Below are 25,847 nucleotides of genomic sequence, written 5' to 3'. Positions count from 1 at the left end.
GTAAGGAATTGGTAAAGATTCCGTTTTTGTTACAAAACTTCAAAAAAATGGTCAAAGTCAATCAACCCATCCCAAAATCTCTGCTACTTCTTCCGTCAGGGTGATGGGTTCGATTGGTTTGGCAATTACCCCAGCTACCGCCATCTGGGCAAATTTAGCCCGATCGCTGGGCAAAACTTTCGCTGTCAGCAGAATCACTGGAATCGATCGGGTAATCGGATCGGACTGCAGGATCTCGTACACGGCAAACCCATCCATCCCCGGCATAGATACATCCAGCAAAATAGCGTTGGGTTGTTCTATTTGCAGTATTTGTAAACATTCCTCTCCCGATCCTGCCCCCACTGTTTCCCATCCGCCTAAATCTTCTAAGCAAGCCTGCACAAGTTCCCGAAGGTGTTCTTCATCGTCAACAACTAGAATTTGTCTGTCTGTCATGGCGTTTTGGATTGGAGATTGTGGATTTGGGATTGATGCTACAAATTAATCTAAGCGTTATTCAACGGTGGCTAAGGGTAGGGTGAAGCAAAATGTGCTGCCTTCACCTAAGATACTTTCCGCCCAGATTTTGCCGCCATGCTGCTCAACAATACTGCGACAAATTGCTAAACCTAAACCGGTGCCTCCTTTTTCGCGGGAGTCGGAGGCATCAACTTGTTGAAATCGCCCAAAAATGAGTTCTAGTTTATCTGCTGGAATGCCTCGCCCGCGATCGCTAACTTGGAAGAGCACAAAGTCTGTCTGGTTTTCGGCACTCAGATGAATTGTGGAATCGGCAGGTGAGAATTTAATCGCATTACTGAGCAAATTTGTTAAGGTTTGGACGATCGCATCTCTTGTTGCCCAGACTTCTGAATCGGTGGGATTAACGATTAATGAGATCTGCTGTTGAGTAGCGATCGCCTGAATGCTATCTATTGCTTGCTGCATCAAATCGGCAGCTTTGCAAACGGTTTTCTCGACAATTGCCCGCCCTGAGTCGAGGCGCTCCAAATCTAAAATATCATTAACCAGGTGCACTAATCGAGTGGTATCTAGAAGGGCAATTTCAATCATGCGTCTAGATTTTTCGGGCTTTTTATCATAAACCCCACTTTTTATTAGTCCCAATGACATTTGAATTCCTGCCAAAGGAGTGCGAAGTTCATGGCTAACAATACCAATGAACTCATTTTTAATGTGTTCTAGCTTTTGTCGTTCGGTAATATCTTCCCCTATGCTGATAGTTCCAATGATGTTTCCCTCTGAATCTTGCAGCATGGTATTGTTCCAGGCAATGAACCGTTCTTCACCGACTTTTGTCAAGATGGGATTTTGATAATAGGGACGATAGTTATGGGCTAAAACTTCCGAAAAAACAACTTGAGTCGATTGTTGATTAGAACGGGGTAAGAAGTTTTCAAACCAATTTTCTCCTAAAACTTCGGGATGAGTATATCCTGTGAGTTTTAAGAAGAAAGGATTAACGTAATTAACATTTCCCTCTATATCAAGTCCGACAACAATCAACTGCACGTTATCCAAGAGCGATCGCCAGCGTCGTTCGGCTTCTCGGATCGTGGCGTCGGCTTGCTTACGTTCTTGCAGTTCGACCTGAAGCTGTCGGTAGAGTTGGGATTGCTGAATGGCGATCGACAATTGGCTGGCAATCTGTGCAAGTAATTCTATTTCCCACGATTGCCATTGACGAGGTGCAGTATTTTGGTAGATAGCTAACAAACCCCAAAGAGATTCTCTCAAAAATATCGGGAAAACTGCATAACTTTTTGCTTGGAATTGTTCCAATAGGTTGACATGACAGGGTTGAAGTTCAGCGGCGTAAATATTATTAACCACAAAACTTTCATTATGTCGGAATCGACCGCCGTGAGTTTCTTGCAGATAGGTATCTCCACAAATTTTTTGAATATCGCTCCCTATCAGTTTTACCCAACCCTCACCAACTGACTCGAAAATAAAATCACCACTCCAATCATGATTAAATCGGTAAATGGCAGTGCGATCGGTTTGTAATGTCTGCCTAATTTCAGTAACAGCAGTATTTAGAACGGCATTCAGATCCAAAGATTGGCGAATCCCTTGAGTAATCCTCCAGAGCAAATTTTCCTTTCGGGATTTCTGTAGTAAGGCTGCTTCCGCCTCTTGTCTAACTTCTTCGAGGTGCTTCGCTATTGTGATATCTTGATGAACGGCCACCAGAACATCGCCATAGTCGGAATCATTGAATACAGAGCAAGTTGCACTGCACCAAAATGGAGTCCCATCTTTCTTGACATTGTGGACTTCATAGCTGAATTCACTGTTTTGGAAAACGGCAGACCGAATGGCTTGATTTACATCTTCAGGACTGACCGATTCGGTGGCATAGTTGAGAATCGAAACGTGCTGACCGTTGAGTTCGCCAAAGTCATAGCCAAACATCTGCTCAAACTTAGGATTGGCATAGACAATAACTCCATTATCTGCTCTTACTAAACAAATGCCTTCCGCCATGTTGCGGGTAATGACAGCCTGAAGATCCAACATTTGTTCTGTTTGTTTTAGTTGAGTCAGATCGCGTAGACTGACGATAACGCCTGAAATATTTTCACCTGCATCGCGGAAAGGCGTATAGGTAACGCTCAAAAATTGTGGTACTAAATTGGGATAGTCAAACCACTTTTCATACTGAATTGTTTCTCCAGCCAAACATCTATCTAAGCGAGGTTGGATGAAGTTATCAAACAACTCTGCACCCAGGATATTCTTAACAGAATTTCCGATAACTTCGCTTTCCGATTTGTTGCACCAAGTCAAATAAGCTTGATTGGCTATTTGATAAACATAGTTAATATTTATTAGCGCAATCCCATCTCTTGTATTGAATACGAGGCGCTCATATTGGCGGAAGGCTGCTTCAGTACGTTTGCGATCGGTGATATCAAATAGGCTAGAACGACTCATCATGAAGTTACCTGCTTCATCATAAATTGCTGTAGCATTTAAGTTTATCCAAATGAGCTTTCCGTTTTTCTTCAAAAGCTGAAACTCTAGATTGTTGATCGAGCCTTGTTTTTTAAATAAGGGAAAATTTTGATAAAAAATAATCTTACTTTCAAGAGGAATTAAATCAACAAATTTCTTTTTATGTACAATTTCATCGCGGGTATAGCCTAACCACTTGAGTTCCGTATCATTAATCATAATTATTGTTCCTGCTGCATCTAGGGAATGATAGCCACAGGGAGCCTTATTATAGAGGTCTTCAACTTGATTGATATATTCTTGCAAGCTATGGTTGACTTCAGTGAGTTCTGCAGTCCGTTCTATGACTCGTTGTTCGAGTTCAGTATTGAGTTGTTGTAGGGCAATTTCTGCTTGTTGCCGCTCCCTCAGTTCCGTTTGTACTCGATCAAATAAATCAGCTTGCTGAATGGCAATTCCAGCTTGAGTTGCTAGCTGTCGCATGAGTTCAATTTCTGAGGGTTGCCATTCGCGAGGTTCTGCACACTGATGGGCAATCAATAATCCCCAAAGTTCTTCTCCCTCAAGGATAGGAACAACCAGGCTAGCTCTAACTTTAAAATTTGCCAGGAATTCCCGGTGACAAGTATCAATTTCGGCAGTATAAATATCAGATTTAGAGGTGAATAAGCCTTGTTTGAAGGGTTCGATATAGCTTTCACCCAAGCAAGGATCGTGTATCTGAGTGGATAAGATTGCTGTCCATTCTGAACCAACTGACTCTACCACCACATTTCCGCTCCAGTCTGGAGCAAATTGCAAGATAATTACGCGATCGCATTGAAGAATGTTTCTGAGGTCAGTGACCGTAGTGTTGAGAATATCTTCTAGTTTGAGGGATGCGGAGAGAGAAAGTGCTGTTTTAGCCAGGACTTGCTGTGGCTGTTGTTGCCATTTCCCATAATTTTCATCAGTATGTTCTATCATTAATGTACTTACTTAATTACATTTTTTAGATTGAGGCAGAAACCGGGTTTTTAGCTTTCATGCGTAAGTTCTATTTAAGTATTCCCAGGCTTAAGTAAAGGACGAGAGCGCTTGATTCGGCTGAGTACCCGCGTGATTAATTCAGGTCCTAGTATCGGCTTGGTAATAAAATCATCGGCTCCGGCTGCAAAGGCTTGTTGGAGAGATTCTGGATCGGTATGGGCTGTCACCACCAAAATCGGTAAATTTTCCCATTGGATATCCTGTCGGACAACCTGACACAATTCTAAGCCGTTGACGATCGGCATTTCTAGATCCAGCACTACTAAATGGGGCTCAGTGCTAATTAACACCTCCCAAAATTTCTGTGGTTCTTTGAGAGTTGTCACCTCAAGTCCCCAAGGGGTCAGTAACCCTGATAATTTAATCAGCATCACAGGGTCATCATCTACGATTAAGACTTTGGCTTCTGAAGTTTTGGGACTGGGTAAAACACGGGCGATCGCTCGAAAAATTTGCTCGGTGGTTGCAGGTTTGTGGAGAAATTGCTTAGCACCTAAGCGCGATACAGCCAAGCGATCGGCAAGACTATTTCGTCCGGTAAAAACGATTATAGGAAGAGTAGGCGATCGCTCGGTCAATTCTCGCAGTAGCGTCAATCCATCTTCCTCTGTCTCTGCAAAGCTTAAATCTAGTAACATCACATCGGGCATTGACAAAGCAAGACGCGATCGGGCAGCAGTAATATTCGGCGCAATTTTCATCCGAAATCCCCAAGCTTCCGATTCTACTTTCAATCGCTCCGTTAATGCAGCATCATCATCAACTACCAAAACCCGATAGTTAAAATTTGAAATAGTAGAAACTGGTGCAGCCGTTGATGTAATCGGTGTTTTGTCTAATTCCTGATGTAATCCTGTCACCAATTCCGAAAAGCGGGTAATTTCCTCAGCAGTCAAAGAGCGATCGTTTATTAGTAAATGCTCTGCTGAGCGTGCCAATTTAGAGCCTTCCGGATAACCAAAAGATCCCAGAGATCCGGCTAATTTATGAGCTTCATGTTTGGCAGCTCGCTGTAATTCTGTTTCTAAATTTCCGGCTAATAAATCAGTTTTTGCCTGTTCCAATACAGTAATTTGTTGATTGAATACTCCCCGAAACCGCTCTAACACTTTGCCGCTCTCAGACTTATCTATCCCGCGAGATTGAGGTTTTTGGGTGCGCTCAATCCCAGGATTATTTGAACTAGATGACGCAGATTGGGGGTACGGTTTCAGTCGGTAGCCCATGCCATAAACTGTTTCGATGATTTCTTCAGTTAAGCCGCCGGCCTTCAGTTTCTTTCTGACATCCTTAATATGAGTGATAATAGCGCGATCGGTTGGTGCGTCGTCAAATCCCCACAGACGATCCAAAATAGCACTGCGGCTAAAGATGCGATCGGGATTTCGCAGTAATAATTCCAGCAGATTATATTCTGTCGCTGTCAGTGAAATTATTTCTTCGGCAAATGTCACTCTACCAGAATCTAAATCTAAACAAAGAGCTCCCCAAGTCAATGTATTAGCCGCTGAATTCTGAGTAGAACCTGCTGGGGAAAGTGCTTTACTGCGTCGCAATAAAGTTCGGATTCTTGCCAGTAATACTTCCGTAGCAAAAGGCTTGCTGATGTAATCATCGGCTCCCGCATCGAAAAGAGCCACCACCTCCGCATCTGAATCCTTTGCCGTCATTAACAGGATCGGTTTGCAGTAGCCTTGCGATCGCAGTTGCCGACATAGACTAATTCCATCTAGTTTGGCAACCTGCACGTCTAACAAAATCAGGTCATACTCAATTGCTGCTGCCAAGTCTAGGCCCGCTTGTCCATCATTTGCCCGATCGAACCCGTAATGATTTGCTTCCAACACCTTTGCCAGTGTTGCACTCAGCCCTCCATCGTCCTCTACGAGCAGAATTTTTATCGGAGACTTCTTCATTTTGGCTGTGCGGTTCAATTTCCATGCGCTCGACGCACTTTGATGTCAGGCCGAACCGTGGCTTTTAACTAAATTAATGCTACTCATTACTACTGCTTTTATCTTACCATTTTTGCAGTCCCATAATCTAAAAATTGCTGTCACTTCCGCAGTTTAGATAAGACTGATCCCCCATCCATCCATCCATCTGCGTCCATCGTGGCACGGGCGTCTCGCCTGTGCTTCCGAATCGGGTCAAAAAGAGCGTGAAGCGAAGCTATCTGGAAGGGGATCGACCCCAAAAAGAGCGATCGCCCTCCCAAACAAATTATCCTTCATCCTCCGACTTTACAGGAGGACGCCCAGAAATCACAATAAATCCCACAGATTCGAGAGTCAGGTTTGGGCGGCGAATACCAGCTAAAACCGCTTGACTCAACAAACTTTCGGTATTGATTTCATCAGCTAAAACCGATTCTAAAAGTTGTTCGGATTTAGAAAGTCGATTCAATCGCAACTGCAATTGATTCACCCGGTTTTCGAGTTGGATAGCAGCAGTGACAGCAGATCGATCGCACATTTCCACAAAAGCCGATCGCCCGCGCAGCAATTCCTCCGATACCACCCGTCCCTTTTGACAAAAATCATCCCATTCTAGCGGATCGACAAAACTGTCAATCAGCGACGTGCGATTTTTCGACAAATTGTAATCCCGATTCGGCCCGCCTTTCCCCTTATAAGCCCGCTGCAGAATCGCCAGAATTTCCGCATCTTCCACCAGTGACATTTCTTCGCTGCGAGCATCTACAAACACAGTTTCAAAAGTTGGCAGGAACAGAGCATCAGCGCGGCGCTGCAAAGCTTTCAAGTTGTAATTTTCGATGTTTTGTGCTTGCAAAACTTGCTCGGCAGGCTGCACATCAGTCTGGATTGAATAATTAAACTGAAAGCCGAACCACTCCTTCCCAGGCGCAGCATCCCAACTTTCATCATGCCGCCACATGGCAAAAGCTTGACCGCGATCGTCCCAGCGAATATAAGAGCCAAGTGCATCGATCAATCCCTCACCAATTCGGTAAAGAGCGACATCCGCATTCTGATAAGCAATGCGGCGATTGTAACTGCCATATTGCTGGCAATAAGGAATCAATCTGGTTCTCAAATCGTTGGACGGAATCAACGTTTTTTGAGTAGGTTGATAGCGCAGCAACCCCGATATACTCGGATGTTCGATTTGTTTGAAGTGAAGAGCTTGACACAACCAACCTTCTGTTGCCCGCTGCATTTCTTTATGCTTAGCATCGCAGTTGTCGAGAGCTTCAAAATACTGAGATGCGCTGTCATCAAGAGTATCAATTTCATCGAGAACGTACTGTTCGTCTATTTTGATCTTCTCTTGTTCGATTTCAGTTTTAATCGCTGCAATTTCGCTGGATAAGCCCTTGCCTCCCTCAGCAAACAACTTTTCTTCAAGTTTGAGAAGTTTTTCCTCAGCATAAAACTGAAGGCTGGCAATAGATTTGTTGAAGATATCAAACCCATCTTTTAAAACTTGAAACCAAGCTTCGTGGGGACTCTCCGGCAAATCCGGGCCTGCAAACAAACAAAATTGGACTCCCATTTTGCTGCCAATGCGATCGACTCTGCCCAGTCTTTGTTCTAACTGATGGGGAAACCACGGTAAATCGAAGTGAACTAACCAATCTGTCACTTGTAGATTTACCCCTACTTCCGCCGATCGATCGCACACTAAGATAAAACAATGCGGTTCAGTCTTAAACCGCTTGAGACTAGCTTCAACATCATCAGCCGATTTGCTCGTCTCATGGCTGGCGATCGCATTTTTACCAAAGATTTTCGCTAAATTTTCCGCAATCTCTTTACAAGTTGCCGTAAAACTGGTAAAAATCACAATTTTCGGGAAACGCTCGCCCGGAATCGGCCGTTTAATTTGCTGTTGAATTCTCGACAGCAAATCGCGAGGTTTGCTGTGATACTCGCGCGGAACCTTCAAAGCAACTGCGAGAAATCGGAGAATCGCGATTCGTAACAAACTCAGTCGATCGAGTCCTTCCTGGGGCTTTTCCAGGGTGTTGAGCAAGGTTTCCAGTATTTCCCTTTCTTCTGGAAACAGCGCAGTTTTGGTCAAAACTGCCGTGTCATTTTGTCGAAATTCGCGATCGAGTTCTGGAGTCGATTTTTTCTGCAAACGAGCTTTGACAACCCGTTCTAAAACATTCAGCCAAGTACCGGAAGCGCGGAAAAACAGCAGAAAAATTCTCTGGTATTCGCTCGACTTGGGAGCTACTGTGCGCCATTTATCGAGTACAGTTTGAATTTCAGACCACTGTTCATCATTCAGATCGTACTCAGTTTTGGGGACCGCATCTCGATCGAAAATCACATCTTCAACTGCATCGCGGCGATTGCGAAGGATGCGGCGGTGCAGGCGGTAAGTATCGCTAACGTGAGTGCGAATAGTTCGGACAAGCCGAGCCTGTTCTGCGGTTTCTTTCGTTTTCAAACAACTTTCTAACTCTGTTGCTAATCCGATTAAATAATCATCTTTGGCAAAAATAGTGCGAAGTTGAGCGAGTTTTGTTTGCAAAACAGCCGGCTTGGCGTTTTCTCGGAAATCTAGCAAAGCGCGACCGATTTCTTGACGGTTTTGCACCTGTTCTTTGAAGCTTTCCAGGTCATCAAGACGGTAAGTTGTGGGATCTAGCAAGTGCAGCATCGTTAGAAAATCTTGCTCGCGGCCGAGAACTGGCGTTGCAGATAATAACAATACATTTTTGCTTTTTTGAGCTAGTTTCTGACAGAGTTCAAACGACTGCTGCTGAGCGCGATCGCTCGAATGTGCCATTGCAGCCACATCATGCGCTTCATCAACAATCAGAAAATCGAGGTTGGCGTTGCGGCTAATTTGATTGATGTCGCTAACAGCCACAAGCTGCACTCTGTCAGCAAAATGAGACAAATAGAATTTATTTTCCAACTCCTGCCGCCACTGTTCGAGCAAGTATTTCGGAACCAGTACCACAGCGCGTCCGTTGGGTTCATCTAGCAGAAATTGGCGGAGAATTGTGCCGGCTTCTACTGTTTTTCCCAGTCCTGGTTCGTCTGCTAATAAATAGCGCACGATTGGGTCTTCTAGGACGCGCCGGACGACTTCTACTTGGTGCGGATAGAGGTCTATGTTAGCAGAAATTAAACCCGTCATGCCGCGGCTGACGGCCCGCTGTTCGATCGTAGATTGAACGAATGCCAATCGGCGATCGTGAAAATACGGCGTTTCTTGGCCTTTGACTGCTAAAATGTCGATCGGATCGGCGATCGGGATATTGCAGCGAACGTACAGTTCGGTTTCAACAGCTTGCAAACTTTGGCTGTCGGGGAGGTCAATTTCGTACTCTAATTTATCTTCATCCCAGTCATAAACTCGCCCAATTATCCATCTTTCCTGAGTTGTACTCCAGAGGTAGCAGCGGGTTTGGCGCTGAAGTCTGGCTTCTTGCAGCAAGCCCAAGGGTACAGTTTTGCGGATGCGGTTTTTAACTGAGCAAAAATATTCAACTACCGCCTCGGTACGCGATACCTCGACAACTTTTCCGACTCCCAAATCGTTTCTGGGCGATCGAACTAACGAACCAACATCAATCATAATTTCAGCCTGACAATACTTACTAGATTACAATAAATCCTTTCCAGTTAAAAATTTTAGCAAAATGCGATTTTTGCCTGCATCACTTTTCTAGTCAAATGACAGTCAATCGATTTTAGATTTTAGATTTTAGATTTTAAATTAAAGAATTGAAGGATTCAGCCCACGGATAAATTCGGGGCCTTATTTATCGGATACAGGTTTTTTATTTATTCACCGATGAATCCGGGGGCTTGTACCCTGGATGCTTTCGGTCAATCTGGTATTCTCAAAACAATAAGTTTAGCATGGCAAATAACATTTTGAGAATTAATAAATATGCGGGCAGCGAATAAGAATAAGTAATTACGAGGAAGGAAAAATAACCCCTGGATTACCGGATTCCCATTTCGGATATTTCTGCATAACACTGCTATAAATTTCCGAGTCTGTAAACCCTGCTAACCAAGCTTGTAGTTGTGGCCAAGGCTGTTCGTTAAACCAAGCTTGATCCGTATGAGCGAATTGACGGACAAAAGGTGCGATCGCCATATCAGCCAATGCTACATTGTTACCAAATAAATATTTAGTGGCGCTTAACTGTGCATTGAGTTTGTCCAGGAATAAAGAACCTTCATAACGATGTACTTGGGCATCAACACCGGGATAACGATCGGGGTACTTATAACGGTCAAGATGATATTTAAATTTATCATCAAATAGAGCAATTAGTTCCAGCATTTCTGTAACAGAACCTAGCTGTGGCATCAACCATTTTTCAGGATCGTGTTGTCTCAATGCCCACAACATGATATCGATACTTTGATCGAGTATCCGCCCATCAACATCAATCAATATTGGTACTGTACCTTTGGCAGATACTTCCAACATCTCTTGTGGTTTGTCTCGCAAAACAACTTCCCGTAACTCACACACCCGATTGCTAACCATCAAGGCCAAGCGCGCGCGCATAGCATAGGGACAGCGGCGGAAGGAATACAAAATCGGGTATGTTGCTGACATATTATATGTTTAGTCGATCGCGCGATCGGGTTTTTCGGGTCAGAAACCCCGTTCCTTCGTAGATTTCTCGTCGCTAAACAAGATTTTTCGTAGAAACGGGGTTTCTTTAAGCTTAGTGAATAATAATATTAGTCGATCGCCGGATCTACTTTTTCCTTCGCATCGTAACGCGCGCCTATATGTACTTGGTTGCGACGCTTAGCAAGCTCAATCTGACGTTGACGTTCAGATAAGGCTTGTTTTTTGGTTTCAGTTTTGGAGTCATGACAATGAGGACAACTCACACCCAGTACAAATAATTCAGAAGCCTTATCTTCCTGACTAATCGGGTGACGACAACCGCGACAAAGTTCATAGTTTCCCGGCTTTAAGTCCTGACCAACAGAAACCCGTTCATCAAAGACAAAACATTCGCCTTCCCAACGACTTTCTGCTTCCGGCACTGTTTCCAAATATTTTAAAATTCCGCCTTCGAGATGATAGACTTCATCAAAACCTTGAGTTCGCAAAAAAGCAGTAGATTTTTCGCAGCGAATACCACCCGTGCAAAACATTGCCACCTTGGGTTTAGTGCGTAAAGCAGTTTCCCGCAGCGCCCATTCAGGTAACTCAGAAAAGCTTTTTGTTTTTGGATTAATAGCACCTTCAAAAGTACCCATAGATACCTCGAAGTCATTACGCACATCAACCACGACAACATCGGGATCGTCAAGCAGCTTATTCCACTCCTCCGGCTTAACATATTTGCCAGCCATGAGGCGGGGATTAATGTCCGGTACTCCCATCGTGACGATTTCGCGCTTCAAGCGTATTTTCAGGCGGTAAAAAGGTGCTTTTTCCGAGAAAGATTCCTTGTGCACGAGATCCGCAAAACGCGGGTCACTACGCAAGAATGCCAGCACTGCGTGTACGCCCTCGGACGAACCGGCAATCGTGCCATTGATGCCTTCTTGGGCCAGCAAGATAGTGCCTTTGACCTTGTTGTTGTTGCAACAATCGAGTAGCGGTGCTTTCAGCTCAGCAAAATCCGGTAGTTCAACGAACTTATATAAAGCAGCGGTTAAGAAAGAAGCCATAGATTGAATTTATAGCACTAATTAATTTTCATACTTCTATGAAAATTCAGTCAAAGCGGACGGTGGGACTCGAACCCACGACGTTCAGCATGGGAAGCTGACATTCTACCACTGAATTACGCCCGCGCTTAGTGTTTTTTACCTGTTTTCACCTTCTTTGACTTTGGAGGCGCAGCGGTAAAAAATGACTAGAAAAACATTGTACAACTATTTTCTGATTTTGAGTATAGCATGGGGACAATCAATTTTGGCCGATCGCCGATCGCACAACGGAGCCATGATACTGCGGCAGACGAGCCAATTGTCATCGCGGGCAAAAGCTGCCACTAAATCAGCAATCGCCTCTGTTGCGAACGTTGACAAAGAGTTAGCGGCTTCTGCGCGCACATTCCGATCGCGCGATCGCACTGCATCATTTTTAACAGCGCAGCCATTGAGTCCGCTGTTTGACTGTGCCGCCATCCCATCGCCACAAACGATCGCACCATAAACTCGCGATCGTTCACTTTCCTCAGCAACATCGGTAGCGCCACCGCAGAATAGCCCTTTCTCACAGCCGTTACCCCCCGCAGCCTGTCTTGAGAATCAGAACTTTGCCGTGCTGCTGGGAGTTCCCTAATTTCCCGAAGCCAATTAAAATATATTTTTGTTACTTTTCTTTACGACTTTAGCTAGGATTGCCGGACTTTGGGAAGATTAAAAAAATTCACTTATTAGATTCTCTCGGTCAATTAACAGCTTCAAACTTCAAAACCAGAAGAAGTTCATGAGGTATTTGGTGAATTTGAGCAATATTGGCAACGACCGATCGACGATACCCTGGAAATCACTAAAAAGGTAAAAATGCCTCAAGAAGTCGTGATGAGACACTTATAAAATCATCCAGAGATAGTTTACCTCGACGGGGCACTAGCGAATTTGGGATGCCACAACCTGCCTAAAAACGAAATTAATTGCCGTTCTGTAGGGTGTTCTGTTTTCTTAAGTTTATCTACTTAATTGTACAGTTTTCCCGCCGCTTCTCCCTAGCCCCACTGCTTGAGAAGGGCGGACAAGAGTTGGGTTGGAAGTTTTTTGATGAGTTGGCGGATTTAGGGGAACTGGACTCTCGGGAAAACCTTCATAGAATTGCTACGATCGCAGAATGTGGAAAATTTACTTTTTATCAAATTTTCAGACTACAATTAGTAAAATTAATGACAGACTTCAACTATCACAATGGTTCCAGCTTATCGAGGCAGTATAGTTCTCAATAATAATAATAATAATAATAATAATAATTTGAAAATCGCACGCGCAGACTGCGCCTCAATATATCCTCTGGTAGATGGCTAATCCTTTATTTTTATTATATAGATTCTAGATATAATAAAAATAAAAATTTCTCATAATAATATATTTTCTAATAGCAAAAAAACAGGTTATAAAAAATGACTGAAAAAAAGAATTCCAAGAAATCTCAACCTCAAGCTGGTATGAAAGCTGAAGGAAAGCAACAGAACAATCAAAACGAGTTATTTCCAGTCGTCGGAATAGGAGCCTCTGCGGGTGGATTGGAAGCTTTTACCCAATTACTGAGCCATTTGCCGATCGATACCGGCATGGCGTTTGTAATAATTCAGCATATGTTGCCGACTCAGGAAAGTGTGTTGAATGAGATTCTGGCTCGATCGACCCAGATGCCCGTGCATGAGGTAACAGAGGGGATGGCCATAGAACCAAATCAGGTCTACGTCATCCCGCCGAATTTCAGCATGACCATCGATGGAGGGGTGCTGAAGCTAAGGCCTCGCGGCAGAGTACGCGGGATGTTTATGTCCGTCGATATTTTTCTGCTTTCCCTCGCCGCAGAACGCGGGAACCAAGCCATCGGAGTCGTTTTGTCCGGGGGCGACGGCGATGGTGCCCAAGGATTAAAAGCCATTAAGGCTGCCGGTGGTATTACTTTTGCCCAATGCGAAGAATCGGCACAAGTCAGCAGTATGCCGAACACTGCGGTGGCTACGGGTCAGGTAGACTTTATCTTGACACCGGAAAAAATTGCCCAGAAAATAGCAGAACTCGGCCATCATCCCTACATTGCCGAGGGGTCTGCTCCAGAATCAACCACCAGCGAAAATGCGATCGAAACTAAAGATGCGATCGCCACAATATACTCTTTGCTGCGCGCCGTTACAGGAGTTGATTTTACTCACTACAAACAAACCACCTTGAAGCGGCGGATGCAGCGGCGGATGTTGCTGTACAAGCTGGAACGGATCGAGGATTATGCCCAATATCTCCAAAACAACCCGACAGAAGTAACGGCGCTTTATCACGATATCTTCATTCATGTCACCAGCTTTTTCCGTGACCCCGAAAGCTTTGAGGCCTTAAACAGCAAAGTTTTTCCCGAAATCGTCAAAGATAAATCACCGAAAACACCGATCCGAATTTGGGTGACCGGCTGTTCAACCGGTGAAGAAGCTTACTCGCTCGCCATCTGCTTGTTAGAGTTTTTAGCAGATCGAGGTACCGACCTGCCGATTCAGATTTATGCGACAGACATCAGCGAAAATGCGATCGCCCAGGCCCGCCGCGGATTTTATACGCCAGTCCAAGTCGCGGATATTTCACCCCAACGGCTGCATCGGTTCTTTGTGCAAGTCGAGGGCGGATACCAAATCGCTCAGCCGGTGCGAGAACTCTGCGTCTTTGCTAAACACAACCTGATCGGCGATCCGCCGTTTTCCCGGATGGATTTGATCACCTGTCGGAACGTGCTGATCTATCTCGGCCCGCCTTTGCAGAAAAAGCTGCTGCCAATTTTCCACTATGGGCTTCGGCCCGCGGGCTTTTTGCTGTTAGGCACTTCGGAAACGGTTGGTGACTTTTCAGAATTGTTTGCGCTATTAGACAAAAAGAACAAAATTTATACTAAAAAACTGCTGTCGCATTGGCTGGGCATGGATTTAACTGCTAGCAACTATCCTGCGACAGCCGTCAACTTTCCACCGCTGCTGACGGAAAGCTTAAATGAAATGGAAATTGAGAAACAGGCCGATCGCATTGTTTTGAATCACTATGCGCCTGTCGGCGTCGTGATTAACACCGCCAGGGAGATTCTGCAATTTCGAGGACAGACGAATGCCTACCTAGAACCGTCTCCCGGTAGGGCTAGCTTGAATTTGCTGAGAATGGCAAAAGAAGGATTGCGCGTCGAACTCCGCACTGCAATTGAACAGGCCTCCAAGCAGCAGTTGCCGATCGCGCGCGAAGGCTTGCAAATTAGAGAAAGGGAGCGCATCCGCCAGGTCAAAATTAATGTGATTCCATTCCCAACAGGCGCTGCCACAAAAAACTATTTCTTAGTTTTGTTTCAAGACGAGCCGCCGATCCCTGCAATGCCTGCTGCTGTAAACAATGGTAAAGTTAACTCCGATGCTTTAGAGGGTGAAAGTTTGGAGATTGCGAGGCTGCAAGAAGAACTCAAAAACACCAAAGACCACCTGCAATCGATCGTCCAAGAACATCAAGCCGCTAACCAAGATTTGAGAGCCGCCAACGAGGAGATTTTGTCGAACAACGAAGAGTTGCAAAGTACAAATGAGGAACTCGAAACCGCAAAAGAAGAGATTCAAGCAACCAATGAAGAACTGAACACGATTAATGACGAATTGCAGCGGCGCAATATTGAATCAACTCAGGTGAGTAACGATTTACAGAATCTGCTCAGCACCATCAATATTCCGATTCTGATGGTGGGAGGCGACCTGCGAATCCGCCGGTTTACTCCCGCAATCGAAAGCATCTTCAACTTGATTTCTAGCGATGTCGGGCGCTGTCTGAGCGACATCACTCACAAGTTGATAGTGCCGGAGTTAGAGCCAATGATTGTAGACGTGATCCGCACCCTCAATTTAAAAGTTCAGGAGGTTCAAGATCGAGAGGGTCGTTGGTACGATCTGCATATTCGACCGTATCGGACGATCGACCACAAGATTGATGGGGCTGTGGTGATGTTGGTGGATATCAACGATCTCAAAGTCAGCGCCCAGCAGTTGATGGAAGCGAAAAACTACGCCGAAACGATCGTGGAAACCGTGCGGGAACCGTTGCTAGTGTTAGATCTCGACCTGCGGGCGATCACCGCCAACCGTTCTTTCTACGAGACGTTTCAGGTGCTGCCGAACCAAACTGAGCAGCGCTCATTGTTCGATCTAGGTAATGGACAGTGGAATATTCCCAAGTTACGATCGCTCCTAACAGAAATTCTGGCAGGAAATCCCCAGTTTCAAGATTTTGAGGTCGAGCATGACTTTGAGCAGATCGGGCATAAAATAATGCTGCTCAATGCCCGCAAAATGCCTCCAATTGGCGATACACAGATGATTCTATTGGCGATCGAGGATATCACGGAGCAAAAACAGTTCGAGACAGAACGCAGCCTCCGGATTCGAGAACAATCGGCTCGTGCGGCTGCTGAGGATGCCAACCGCATCAAAGATGAGTTTTTGTCCGTCCTTTCTCACGAACTGCGGACGCCGCTCAATGCGATGATTGGCTGGGCACAGTTGCTGCGCCTAAAAAAATTTGACGAGGCTAAAACCGAGGAGGCGCTAAAAACGATCGAGCGCGCCGCCAAAGCACAAAACCAGCTCATCGATGACATATTAGACGTTTCGCGGATTACCGCAGGCCAGTTTCACCTCAACGCTTGTGAAATTGAGCTGAATCCACTGATTAAAAATGCGATGGAGGTGGTTCGTTTGGCAGCAGAAGCGAAAAATCTTCAAATGGAATCCAGGCTAACTCCTATAAAACTAAACGTATTGGGCGATCCAAGCCGTTTACAACAGGTAGTGTGGAATATACTTTCAAACGCGATTAAATTCACCCCAGCCGGAGGAAGAATTGAAGTCGCATTAGACTACATTGATGGCATGGCTCAAATCCAAGTTAGCGATACTGGTAAGGGCATTCACCCTGATTTTCTGCCCTATGTGTTCGAGCGCTTCCGTCAGGCGGATAGTAGTTTCTCTCGCAGAGAGGCTGGATTGGGGCTAGGACTCTCGATCGTCCGTCATTTAGTAGAACTCCACGGCGGTACTGTTGGTGCACAAAGTTCAGGTGAGGGACAAGGGGCAACGTTTACCGTGAGGTTGCCGATACGAACAGATATCCCATGATTGTTGACTGTTGATTGTTGACTGTTGAGGGTTGATTGTGAGTCAAAAAACTGAAAATAGGGCGCTATATTTGTTGGCAGCTTGATTCGACTTTATCAGGACGATGAAGCGCGGATTTGATATCATTCCCGCCCAGCCGGAATTAATATTATTTCTAATCTTATCTCCTGATCTGATATCGTTTCCGCTTGCATCACAATAATAAAATCGAGTCAACAGTTAACACTCAACCATTGAGTTTTTCCACCCCTCCTTCAACAGTCAACAGTCAACAATAATTGATATTATTTCTAATCTTATCTCCTGATCTGATATCGTTTCCGCTTGCATCACAATAATAAAATCGAGTCAACAGTCAACAGTCAACAATCAACAATCAACAGTCAACAATGATAAGGAGTGCAACCGGAAGCGATATAACTATTTAGCAACCTTAACCTCAGCGCCATCCTTAAGAAAACCAGTCCCAGTAACAACCACCCGATCGCCCGCCTTCAAACCCTTTTTAACCACCACCTTAGCAGCAGTCAAATCGTCCACCGCACCCCCGGAAATTTCCCCGAGTTCCACCGGTTGAGCTTGCACCTTGTCCTGCCCGACAAGTTTATAAACAATAGAACTGCCGTCAGGTTGCGGCAAAATAGCTTTAGCGGGGACTTTCAAACCTTGAGCTGTTGCCGTCGAAATGGATGCGCGCAAAAACATTCCCGATCGCAAAAACTCGCTTGCCGGCAAATCAATCTTCACCGTAGCTTGCCGATTTTGCGGGTCAACTACCGGCGAAATCTCTCGCACAGTTCCTGACAACTTAATCCGCTTGTCAGAATCCGAAGAAATTTGCACTGCTGTTCCCGGCCGCACTTGCGAAACCTGAGTTTCCGGTACTTTCAATTGCAGTTCCAGCTTGTTGCCGCGAATAATCGAAAATAGTTTTTGACTTCCCGAAGAAACATCGCCAACTCGACCAATTCTTTCAGCCACAGTCCCACTATCCGGCGCTCGAACAATTGTTTGTTCGAGTTGAGTTTGTAACTGTTTGACTTGTGCATCATTGCTGCGGACACTTGCTGCGTTATTTCCGACATTTGCTCTCGCACTGCTGATACTCGCTCCGGCCGTATTCACTTTAGCACGAGCGCTGGCGAGGGCTGCTCTAGCCGTACTGATATTAGCTTCAGCAGTAGCTACTTTAGCAATAGAAGATTGCACTTCTTCCGCTGCTTTATTCTGTTCTTCCAAAGCTGTATTCAAGTCAGCTTTAGCTTTGTTCAAGTCTTGAACAGCCGTCTGCCGTTCCGTCTTTCGCCTTTCCAAATCTTGCTGACTAATTACTCCCTGAGTCGCCAAATCTTGGGTGCGGTTTACTTCTCTTTGAGCTTGATCTAATTTTGCCTGGGCGGAGGCAATGCCTGCTTTAGCTTGAGTGACACCGGCTTTAGCTTGTTCCACACCAGCCCTTGCCTGCCCGACGCCTGTTCTGGCTTGCGCTGCGTCAGCGATGGCTTTTTCAACGCCAGCTTGGGCTTGAGCAACGCCGGCTTGGGCTTCTTGTTGGGCTGACTCGGCTTGCTCTACCTGAGCTTGGGCTTGTTCTACCGTAGAATTGGCCGATTGTACTCCCGCAAGCGCTTCGGCAATTTGCGATCGTAATACCGAATCGTCCAAAACCGCCATCGTCTGACCTTTTTCTACGGCATCCCCTTCATTCACCAACACCTGCTTGATTTGCAAACCGTTGGCCTGTGGCAGCACTGGCAGCAAGTCATAGGCTGCCACGGTGCCCGTCGCTTCCACAGTTTCACCCACCTGGGCAGATTCCACAGGCGCCACTGTCACAGCCTGAGCCGTCGCCTGCGGAGTTGCCGATGGAATTGGAGCTGCGGGACGCGAACTCTGATTTCCCCCAGTCAAGTTGACTGCTAGCAACGTTGCAGCAACACCAATCCCTGCGCCCGCCAACAAGGCAGGCCACCTGATTTCTTTGCGAGGTCCAACTTCAGTTGCTTCTGGTTCCCAAACTTGTTCCTCCTCGATTTCTGGAACTTCCAGCGCCACTTCTCGTTCATCATCCTCACCGGAGAATTGCCAGCGAGAGTTGTCTGAGACTTCACTTTCAGCTACATCCACTGCTGAGTTCCTGTCGCGCACGCTCTCCACGGGGGGAAGGGGTTGCTTTTCTTCCGCTTCTGAAAAAACTTGATTGGTCACGGTAGTTCCTCTCGCCGCTATTAGCCTTTGGTTTTTTTATTGTAAAGAAAGATTGCGGTTTTTATATTTGATTCATTTTAGCGGATAGCCTCAGCAATCCCGCGTCCCCCTTTTGGGTGAGTGTGGCGTCGTTTCACCTTACAATGGCGAATAGATCGAAGTTTGTGCGATCGACATTTAATTTGATCTGCGTGCGGGGCATACTGAATATTAGCGCGGCGATCGTGGGGTCGATCGGGCTGTCATTGTCTCTCCCCAAGTGGTTTGGCCCTCACCAACCTATCTATGCGGAGAAAAATCTGTCTAATCTTGAACTGATTCTTCCTAACTTATACTCTAATGTGTTTATTGTATAATACGGCACATCTGCTAAAAAATTTGTGCCACTTTATTTAAAAAAAATCAAAATGAATAGTCTCTTTTCTCCCCTCCAACAGTTTCTAATTACTTGGCTGCTACTGCTAGTGACGGGATGGTTTACCCTGACTGCTGTCAGTTATGTTGGGGAACTGGTCAGCATTTTAGTAACCGCGGGACTCGTTGCATTTTTATTAAATTATGCAGTAAAAAGACTGCAAGTATTTTTGCCCCGGGGAGTCGCTGCCGGGCTGGTTTATTTAACTGCGGGTGTAATAGTAGTAGTAATTGGTGTAACTATTGTGCCGCCGGTGTTCAGCCAAGCGAGCCAGTTGGGGGTGAGGTTGCCGGAATTGCTGGAGTCGGGGCGGCTGCAGCTAGGTGAATTTCAAGCCTGGAGTGCCGAGCGCAATTTACCGTTTGACGTGCAAATATTGGAGCAGCAACTGTCAGCTAGAGTCCAGGGACAAGTCCAGGCGATCGCCGGTACGGGTTTAGGCTTAGTTGTAGGTACTGTTAACTGGTTTGTGGACTTAATTTTTATTGTGGTGATTTCCTTTTATATGCTGCTAGACGGGCAAAGAGTGTGGCAGGGTTTGACCAGCATTTTTTCCCCAGAAATCCGCTATGTTTTAACAGAGACTTTGGAGCGAAACCTCCAGCGATTTGTATCGGGACAGTTATTGCTGGGACTATTTATGGCCATCTCGCTAACTCTGGCTTTTTGGTGGCTGCAAGTTCCGTTTTTTCTGTTGTTTGCCGTGTTTATAGGATTGACGGAAATAATTCCGTTTATTGGAGCCACTTTGGGAATTGGCACTGTTAGTATAATTGTAGCGTTTATTGATTGGTGGCTGGCGCTGCAAGTGTTGGTAGTGGCGATCGGTCTCCAGCAAATCAAGGATAATTTAGTAGCTCCCCGAATCATGGGCAATCTCACCGGATTGAGCCCGGTAGTTATTTTCACAGCTTTGCTGTTAGGAGGTAGAGTGGGAGGATTGTTGGGAGTTATCCTGGCAATTCCGCTCACTGGGGTTGTAAAAAGTATAGTAGAAATTGTACTAAATCCCAAATTGCCACCCCAAACAGGCTCGTTTTTCTACAATCCTTTTAGCGGCGAGGAATTGGGGAAAATAGCAGAAGATGAAAGCAGAATAATCTTGGTCGGAGATGAACAAAAGTAGTCTAATTTTTGTAGTAAGTAATTCAGTTATGAAAACTTTTATAAGTCAGGAATTAACTTTTTGCTTCTGAGTCCATTAAGAAAAAACTAAAGTCTCTACAAAGAAAATTAAAAACTTTAGTCTTGATTACTAACCAACTTAAAATCTCAACCCTAAAAACTTATGAAATGGTGGCAAAATCTTAGAAAAAATCCTCTAGCTCGGTTAGGAGCCGTGCTACTGTTAATTTTTTATACAGTCGCACTTTTAGCCGAATTTGTGGCACCTTACGACCCATATGACTCTCAATTAAACGGTTCATTGCTGCCGCCGACTCAGATTTATTTAAGCACCCAAGACGGGCGATTTATCGGGCCCCACGTTTATCCTACTACTCAGGGCCCCGTGGATGCGAATACCGGCGCTCGCGAGGTAATTGTAGACTTGCAAAAACCCTCTGCTGTCGGTTTGTTTGTCAAAGGTTCCCCCTATAAATTTTTAGGATTTTTGCCTTTTGACAGACACCTTTTTGGCACTACAGGAGAAGGCCAAATTAACCTTTTAGGAACGGATGAACAAGCGCGCGATCAATTCAGTCGCTTAGTACACGGCAGCAGAATTAGCCTCAGCATCGGTTTAGTGGGCATAGCCATTTCTTTTCCCTTGGGATTGTTTATCGGAGGCATATCGGGTTATTTCGGCAGTTGGATTGATAGTATTTTAATGCGCTTCGCCGAAGTATTGATGACGATTCCCGGTCTTTATTTATTAGTAGCGCTAGCAGCAGTGTTGCCCCCGGGATTAACAAGCGCTCAGCGATTTATATTGATTGTGCTCATTACTTCATTTATCAATTGGGCGGGTTTGGCGCGGGTAATTCGCGGTCAGGTACTGTCAATTAAACAGCTAGAATTCGTGCAAGCGGCGCGGGCAATGGGCGCCAACCCAATTTATATTATTGTCCGCCACGTGTTGCCGCAAACTGCAACTTACGTAATTATTTCTGCTACTTTGTCGGTTCCGGGTTTTATTGTGGCGGAGTCGGTTTTGAGTTTAATTGGCTTGGGAATTCAACAGCCCGATCCTTCTTGGGGAAATTTACTATCCCTGTCTACTAATGCTTCGATTTTAGTGTTGCAGCCTTGGTTGGTTTGGCCTCCGGCGATACTGATTATTTTGACTGTTTTGGCGTTTAATTTATTGGGGGATGGGTTGCGGGATGCTCTCGACCCCAGAAGCATTCAAAGATAATTGGGAGTTAGTAATTTCTAGTTTCCAGGCCGAGCCTGTGTAAGAGTTACGATCCCTAATTTGGCGGATTAACAGGTAAGCGGATGCTGAAAGTAGAACCCACACCCTCCTGACTTTTTACGGAAATATTGCCACCCATCATTAGGCAAAAACGCTGGCTAATTGCTAATCCCAAACCGGTGCCGCCGTACTTGCGGGTGGTGGAAGCGTCTGCTTGGGTAAAGGGTTGGAAAATGTGCTGCAACTGGTCGGGAGTCATCCCAATTCCTGTATCTGTACAATTAACAACTAAAAATTCTTTAGTAGCAATTGAAGATTGAGAACTTGCCGCAGGTTCAGAAGTGTTTTCTGGTTTTGCTTCGCTGCTGTCGTCCGCAATTTTTTCTCGGCTGGCTGTGAGGGTAATTGTACCGTTTTGAGTGAATTTGGCGGCATTGCTCAGCAAATTTAATAAAATCTGCTGCACTTTGGTAATGTCACCGTGCATAGTGCCGATATGCGTAATTTGATGCAGGTTTAGAGTGTTGCCGTTTTTCTCAATTAGCGGCGCGGCGGTGGAGGCGACTTCTTCAATCAAGGCGGCGATGTCGAAGGTTTCTAAGTAAAGATCCATGCGGCCGGCTTCGATTTTAGAAATGTCGAGAATGTCGTTAATTAGCGATAGCAAGTGTCTGCCGGAAGTGCGAATTTTGTCTAAATCTGGGGTGAGTTCATCGTAACCCAATTCTGCGGTTTCTTCTTGGAGCATTTCGCTGTAGCCGATGATGGCATTCAGAGGTGTTCGCAGTTCGTGGCTCATGTTTGCTAAAAATGCACTTTTTGCGGTGGAAGCAGCTTCGGCTGCTTCTAGGGCCAGTTGCAAGGCGGATTCAAAGACTTTGCGATCGGTGATATCCTCAACGCTGCCTTCATAGTAGAGTACCTTGCCGTCGGCGTCGCACACTGCACGCGCGCTTTCGGAAATCCAAATTACCTTGCCGTCAACGCGGTAAACTTGTGACTCAAACCCCGAAACTTCTCCGAATTCTTCCATCACCCCCATAAACTTGTCGCCCTGCTGAGGATTGACGTAAGCTTGCTGCCTGATGTTTGTGAGATTGGATGTCAATTCTTCGGGAGTGGCGTAGCCGTAGATGCGCGCTAAAGCTGGATTTACGCTCAAGAAGTGGCCTTCGGGGGTTCTTTGAAAAATGCCTTCGACGGCATTTTCAAAGATGCTGCGATATTTTTGTTCTGCTTGACGCAAAGCACTTTGTGTACGATCGCGCTCGCTGGCTTCAATCGCCAATGATACCAAATCTGCCAGGGAAGCAGCAAAATTTTGTTCTTCTAATGTCCAGTTGCGAGTAGTTCCCACTTGTTCGATACAGATGACTCCAACTGTTTGTCCTCCCAGCCGCACCGGCGCGTCTAAGGTAGAAGTAGTACCCACTTGTGAAAAGTAAGATTCGGCAAATTCTCTAGTTCTAATATCTGAGAGAGCGTCCTCGGCTGCGATCGTCCGGTGTTCTTCCAAAGCTTGAAAATAAGCTGGATAGTCTGCTGCTGCGAGTTCATTACCTTGGGAATGCTGGTGGTTGCTGCGGTAAAATTGGTCGAGACATTGCAGTTTCGATCGGCTTTCATCGTACAACCATGCTCCGGCTCGTTCTGCATCTAGGGTATGAGCCGCCGCTTCGGTGATTTGCCTCAAAGCTACTTGCAAATCACCTCGATACAGCGCTTTATTTCTTGCGAGTTCTACCAAAACCGTATTTTGTTTGAGCAATTGTTTTTGCCTTTGGCGTCGCGCCGATTCGGCTCGCTTCTGTTCGGTAATGTCGCGGATTACGCAAATTACGGATTCTTCTGAAAGCGGTGAAATGCTGGCGGCAAAACAAACTTCGCGGTCGTCAATGGTTAAATCGTACTCGATGCTGACTGTTTGCTGAGTATCTAAAGCTGCTCGGATGTGGTTGAGAAAATTGTCGGCTGTAGCTTGCGGAAACACCTCTGTGAATGTTTTGCCAACTAATTCTTCGGCTGGTTTGTAGAGCAGAGAAAGATTTGTGGGCGCGATTTTTAAATAGCGGCCGCTGGCGTCCACAACTATAATTAATTCGTTCATAGCTGCGAACAAAGCCCGCAATTCTGCTTCGGCAGCTTCGAGTTCGGCAGTCCGCTCTGCTACTCGCTGTTCTAAACTAGAGTTGGTTCGTTCTAGGGCAATAAAAGACGATCGCAATTGTCGGGCCATTTGGTTGAAAGACTGAGCTAGAAAGCCGAGTTCTTTGACGCCTTGAACTTCGACTTCGCCGTTTAATTCTGCAGAGGTGAAGTCGGATGACTCCGACATTTTGGTTAAAGCTTTGGAAGCTTCCAGCAATCGAGTAATCGGTTTGACAACCCAGCGAGTGGTAAATATTCCGAGTGCGATCGCCAGTACGAAGGCAAAAAAGCACAATAAGATAGTTGTGCGAGTGTTGGCGTTAATTTGCTCCATAAAGTCTGCTTCCGGGATTGCGACTACAACCAGCCAATCGAGGCCACGACCGTCTTGCAGGGGAGCAACGGTAATGAATTGACGTTTGCCGTCTATCTCGAAGGTAAACTGTCCTTTGCTGTCAATGCGTTCAAAACTACCAAATCGTTGTTGCAAATATGTGGAGGCCGATCGAATTAGCAAATTTTTGCTCTGTGTCGCCAACAGCCGTTTTTGTCCGTCTTTGTCGGTGACAAAGGGCAGTTCGTCTGTGGAACTGGCGACTATTTCCCCGCTGCGTTCGATCGCAAAAACTTGTCCTGACGGGCTAATTTTGATGCTTTTAAGAAAATCGCTGATTTGAGAAAGAGTCAGGTCAATTGCCAATACCCCCCGCAGGTTTCCTGTTTCATTGTAAATAGGCATCACCGGCGTAATCCCCAGCACTGGCGGTGCTGCGAAGGGGTAGATGGGAGACCAAGTGGCTTTGCCTGACTGTTTGGCAGCTTGATACCAGGGTCTAGTACGGGGGTCATAGGGGACGGTTTTGATTAGCTCAGTGCGATTTCCTTGGCTGTCGAGGCGATAAATTTGGCGGTTGGGAGCGGTTGATTCATCTCTGATGTATACTAAGTGTTCTGCTTCTCGCTTGAGCAAGACGAATCTGCCCTGTTCGTCGCCGTAGTAGATGGTTGTATTTCTATCGCTCAGCTTGGTCTGGTTCCACAAATAGCGCTCTAAGTTGGGGAGGTCTTCCGGGTCTAAGTTTCCAGAGGCGATCGCAGCAGTATTCATTTGCAGGAACAGGTGAGACACATCCCCAAAACTGCGGAAATTTTCTTTGGTTCTGGCTGCGACTTCCAAGCTTAACCTCGTAGCAAGGTCATTGACGGCTTTCTGACCGTTGCGAAACGAAAGCCATCCAGTCACGCCGACTGCTACGGAGATTTGCACCACCAGCGGTATCAACAAAACTAGGCTTAGTGACATCTTGGGCGAGCTTTTCATCAGACAACTGTTCAGACTTTTCAATAACATCAATATTCTGACACCTACCGAGTTTGCCGATCGTTTGTCGTTTAAAAGATGCCCTAGATATAAGTTACAAAATTGTACAGCAATCGTGAAGTGCGGTAGCCGATCGCTCAAAACGGGGCTGAGGTTTCCACCGCTACCGTAAAAAATTGTAATATTAATCATGCCACTACTTGCCTGAATGTGGCGATCGCTCTGGGGACTCGCGGCAAAACAGTCACACCAGGTTAGAACAAATGCAATTGTAGACCCGCGATCCCAACCCGGGTTGTCATCAGTCATTCCCTATTATTCAATTCTTTAATCTAAAATTTAAAATCTCAAATCTCAAACTGTATCAGTTCATCCGGGTGCAGGTCCCACATTACCATGCTTAATAAAAATTTGATTTTAATTTTTTCTACAGTGCCAGGACAGATGTAAATTCTGTGACAATCGGGTGTTCAAAAATTTGCTATTAATAAGATAATCCGCCAAAATCCCGATCGAACAAAGAGGATAATTGAAGCATCTGCATTTCATCAACGCCAGCAAAGTAAAGCGTTTTTGGCTTTTTTGGACGAGCGGCATTTTG

General features: G+C 45.6%; 13 protein-coding genes and 1 tRNA gene. 5 read left to right on the top strand and 9 right to left on the bottom strand.

The features are described 5' to 3' along the window. Positions 1-57 precede the first annotated feature (57 nt). From QUB25_RS00770 to QUB25_RS00740, 7 genes are all read right to left on the bottom strand, one after another. Positions 58-438: a response regulator gene (locus QUB25_RS00770; protein ID WP_333080230.1), complete on the bottom strand. Its 381-nt coding sequence runs from the start codon at positions 436-438 to the stop codon at positions 58-60. 57 nt (positions 439-495) lie between these two features. After that, on the bottom strand, positions 496-3,930 hold the full coding sequence (locus QUB25_RS00765; protein ID WP_333181561.1) for a PAS domain S-box protein: 3,435 nt from the start codon (positions 3,928-3,930) through the stop codon (positions 496-498). Positions 3,931-4,004: 74 nt separating this feature from the next. Further along, entirely contained in the window at positions 4,005-5,909 is a 1,905-nt protein-coding gene (locus tag QUB25_RS00760) for a response regulator (RefSeq protein WP_333181559.1), read from the bottom strand. Positions 5,910-6,216: 307 nt separating this feature from the next. Further along, a complete protein-coding gene (dpdE, locus tag QUB25_RS00755) occupies positions 6,217-9,552 on the bottom strand; it encodes a protein DpdE (protein ID WP_333181557.1) in 3,336 nt (1,111 codons plus the stop codon). Positions 9,553-9,897: 345 nt separating this feature from the next. Beyond that, on the bottom strand, positions 9,898-10,554 hold the full coding sequence (locus QUB25_RS00750; RefSeq protein ID WP_333181555.1) for a glutathione S-transferase: 657 nt from the start codon (positions 10,552-10,554) through the stop codon (positions 9,898-9,900). Between the two features lie 128 nt (positions 10,555-10,682). Then, the gene (gene trhO / locus QUB25_RS00745; RefSeq protein ID WP_333181553.1) at positions 10,683-11,630 is read right to left on the bottom strand and encodes an oxygen-dependent tRNA uridine(34) hydroxylase TrhO; all 948 of its coding nucleotides are present in this window, start codon (positions 11,628-11,630) and stop codon (positions 10,683-10,685) included. 54 nt (positions 11,631-11,684) lie between these two features. After that, positions 11,685-11,756 (bottom strand) — tRNA-Gly (locus QUB25_RS00740). Positions 11,757-11,814: 58 nt separating this feature from the next. Here QUB25_RS00740 and QUB25_RS00735 point away from each other — a divergent pair. Both QUB25_RS00735 and QUB25_RS00730 read left to right on the top strand, forming a co-directional pair. Further along, positions 11,815-12,120, top strand: a complete 306-nt coding sequence (locus QUB25_RS00735; RefSeq protein ID WP_333181551.1) for a hypothetical protein — start codon at positions 11,815-11,817, stop codon at positions 12,118-12,120. A gap of 940 nt (positions 12,121-13,060) precedes the next feature. Next, positions 13,061-16,798 (top strand): chemotaxis protein CheB, encoded by a 3,738-nt coding sequence (locus QUB25_RS00730; protein ID WP_333181549.1) that lies wholly within the window; start codon positions 13,061-13,063, stop codon positions 16,796-16,798. A 420-nt stretch (positions 16,799-17,218) separates the two neighbouring features. On the opposite strand, the gene QUB25_RS00725 is transcribed toward QUB25_RS00730, so the two are convergent. Beyond that, positions 17,219-19,006 carry an efflux RND transporter periplasmic adaptor subunit gene (locus QUB25_RS00725; protein WP_333181547.1) on the bottom strand — a complete coding sequence of 596 codons (1,788 nt, stop codon included), beginning with the start codon at positions 19,004-19,006 and terminating at the stop codon, positions 17,219-17,221. 143 nt (positions 19,007-19,149) lie between these two features. Between QUB25_RS00725 and QUB25_RS00720 the strand changes: the two genes are divergently transcribed. From QUB25_RS00720 to QUB25_RS00710, 3 genes are all read left to right on the top strand, one after another. Next, positions 19,150-19,362, top strand: coding sequence for a hypothetical protein (locus QUB25_RS00720; protein WP_333181545.1), 213 nt, complete (start codon positions 19,150-19,152; stop codon positions 19,360-19,362). Between the two features lie 51 nt (positions 19,363-19,413). Continuing rightward, positions 19,414-20,547 carry an AI-2E family transporter gene (locus QUB25_RS00715; protein WP_333181543.1) on the top strand — a complete coding sequence of 378 codons (1,134 nt, stop codon included), beginning with the start codon at positions 19,414-19,416 and terminating at the stop codon, positions 20,545-20,547. 162 nt (positions 20,548-20,709) lie between these two features. Beyond that, positions 20,710-21,777, top strand: a complete 1,068-nt coding sequence (locus QUB25_RS00710) for an ABC transporter permease (protein WP_333036558.1) — start codon at positions 20,710-20,712, stop codon at positions 21,775-21,777. Positions 21,778-21,832: 55 nt separating this feature from the next. Here QUB25_RS00710 and QUB25_RS00705 read toward each other — a convergent pair whose 3' ends face one another. Continuing rightward, a complete protein-coding gene (locus tag QUB25_RS00705; protein ID WP_333181804.1) occupies positions 21,833-25,246 on the bottom strand; it encodes a PAS domain S-box protein in 3,414 nt (1,137 codons plus the stop codon). Between the last annotated feature and the right edge of the window lie 601 nt (positions 25,247-25,847).

It is taken from the genome of Microcoleus sp. B3-D7, assembly GCF_036705305.1.
GTDB lineage: Bacteria > Cyanobacteriota > Cyanobacteriia > Cyanobacteriales > Microcoleaceae > Microcoleus.
This window is presented reverse-complemented; position numbering and strand designations above follow the sequence as displayed.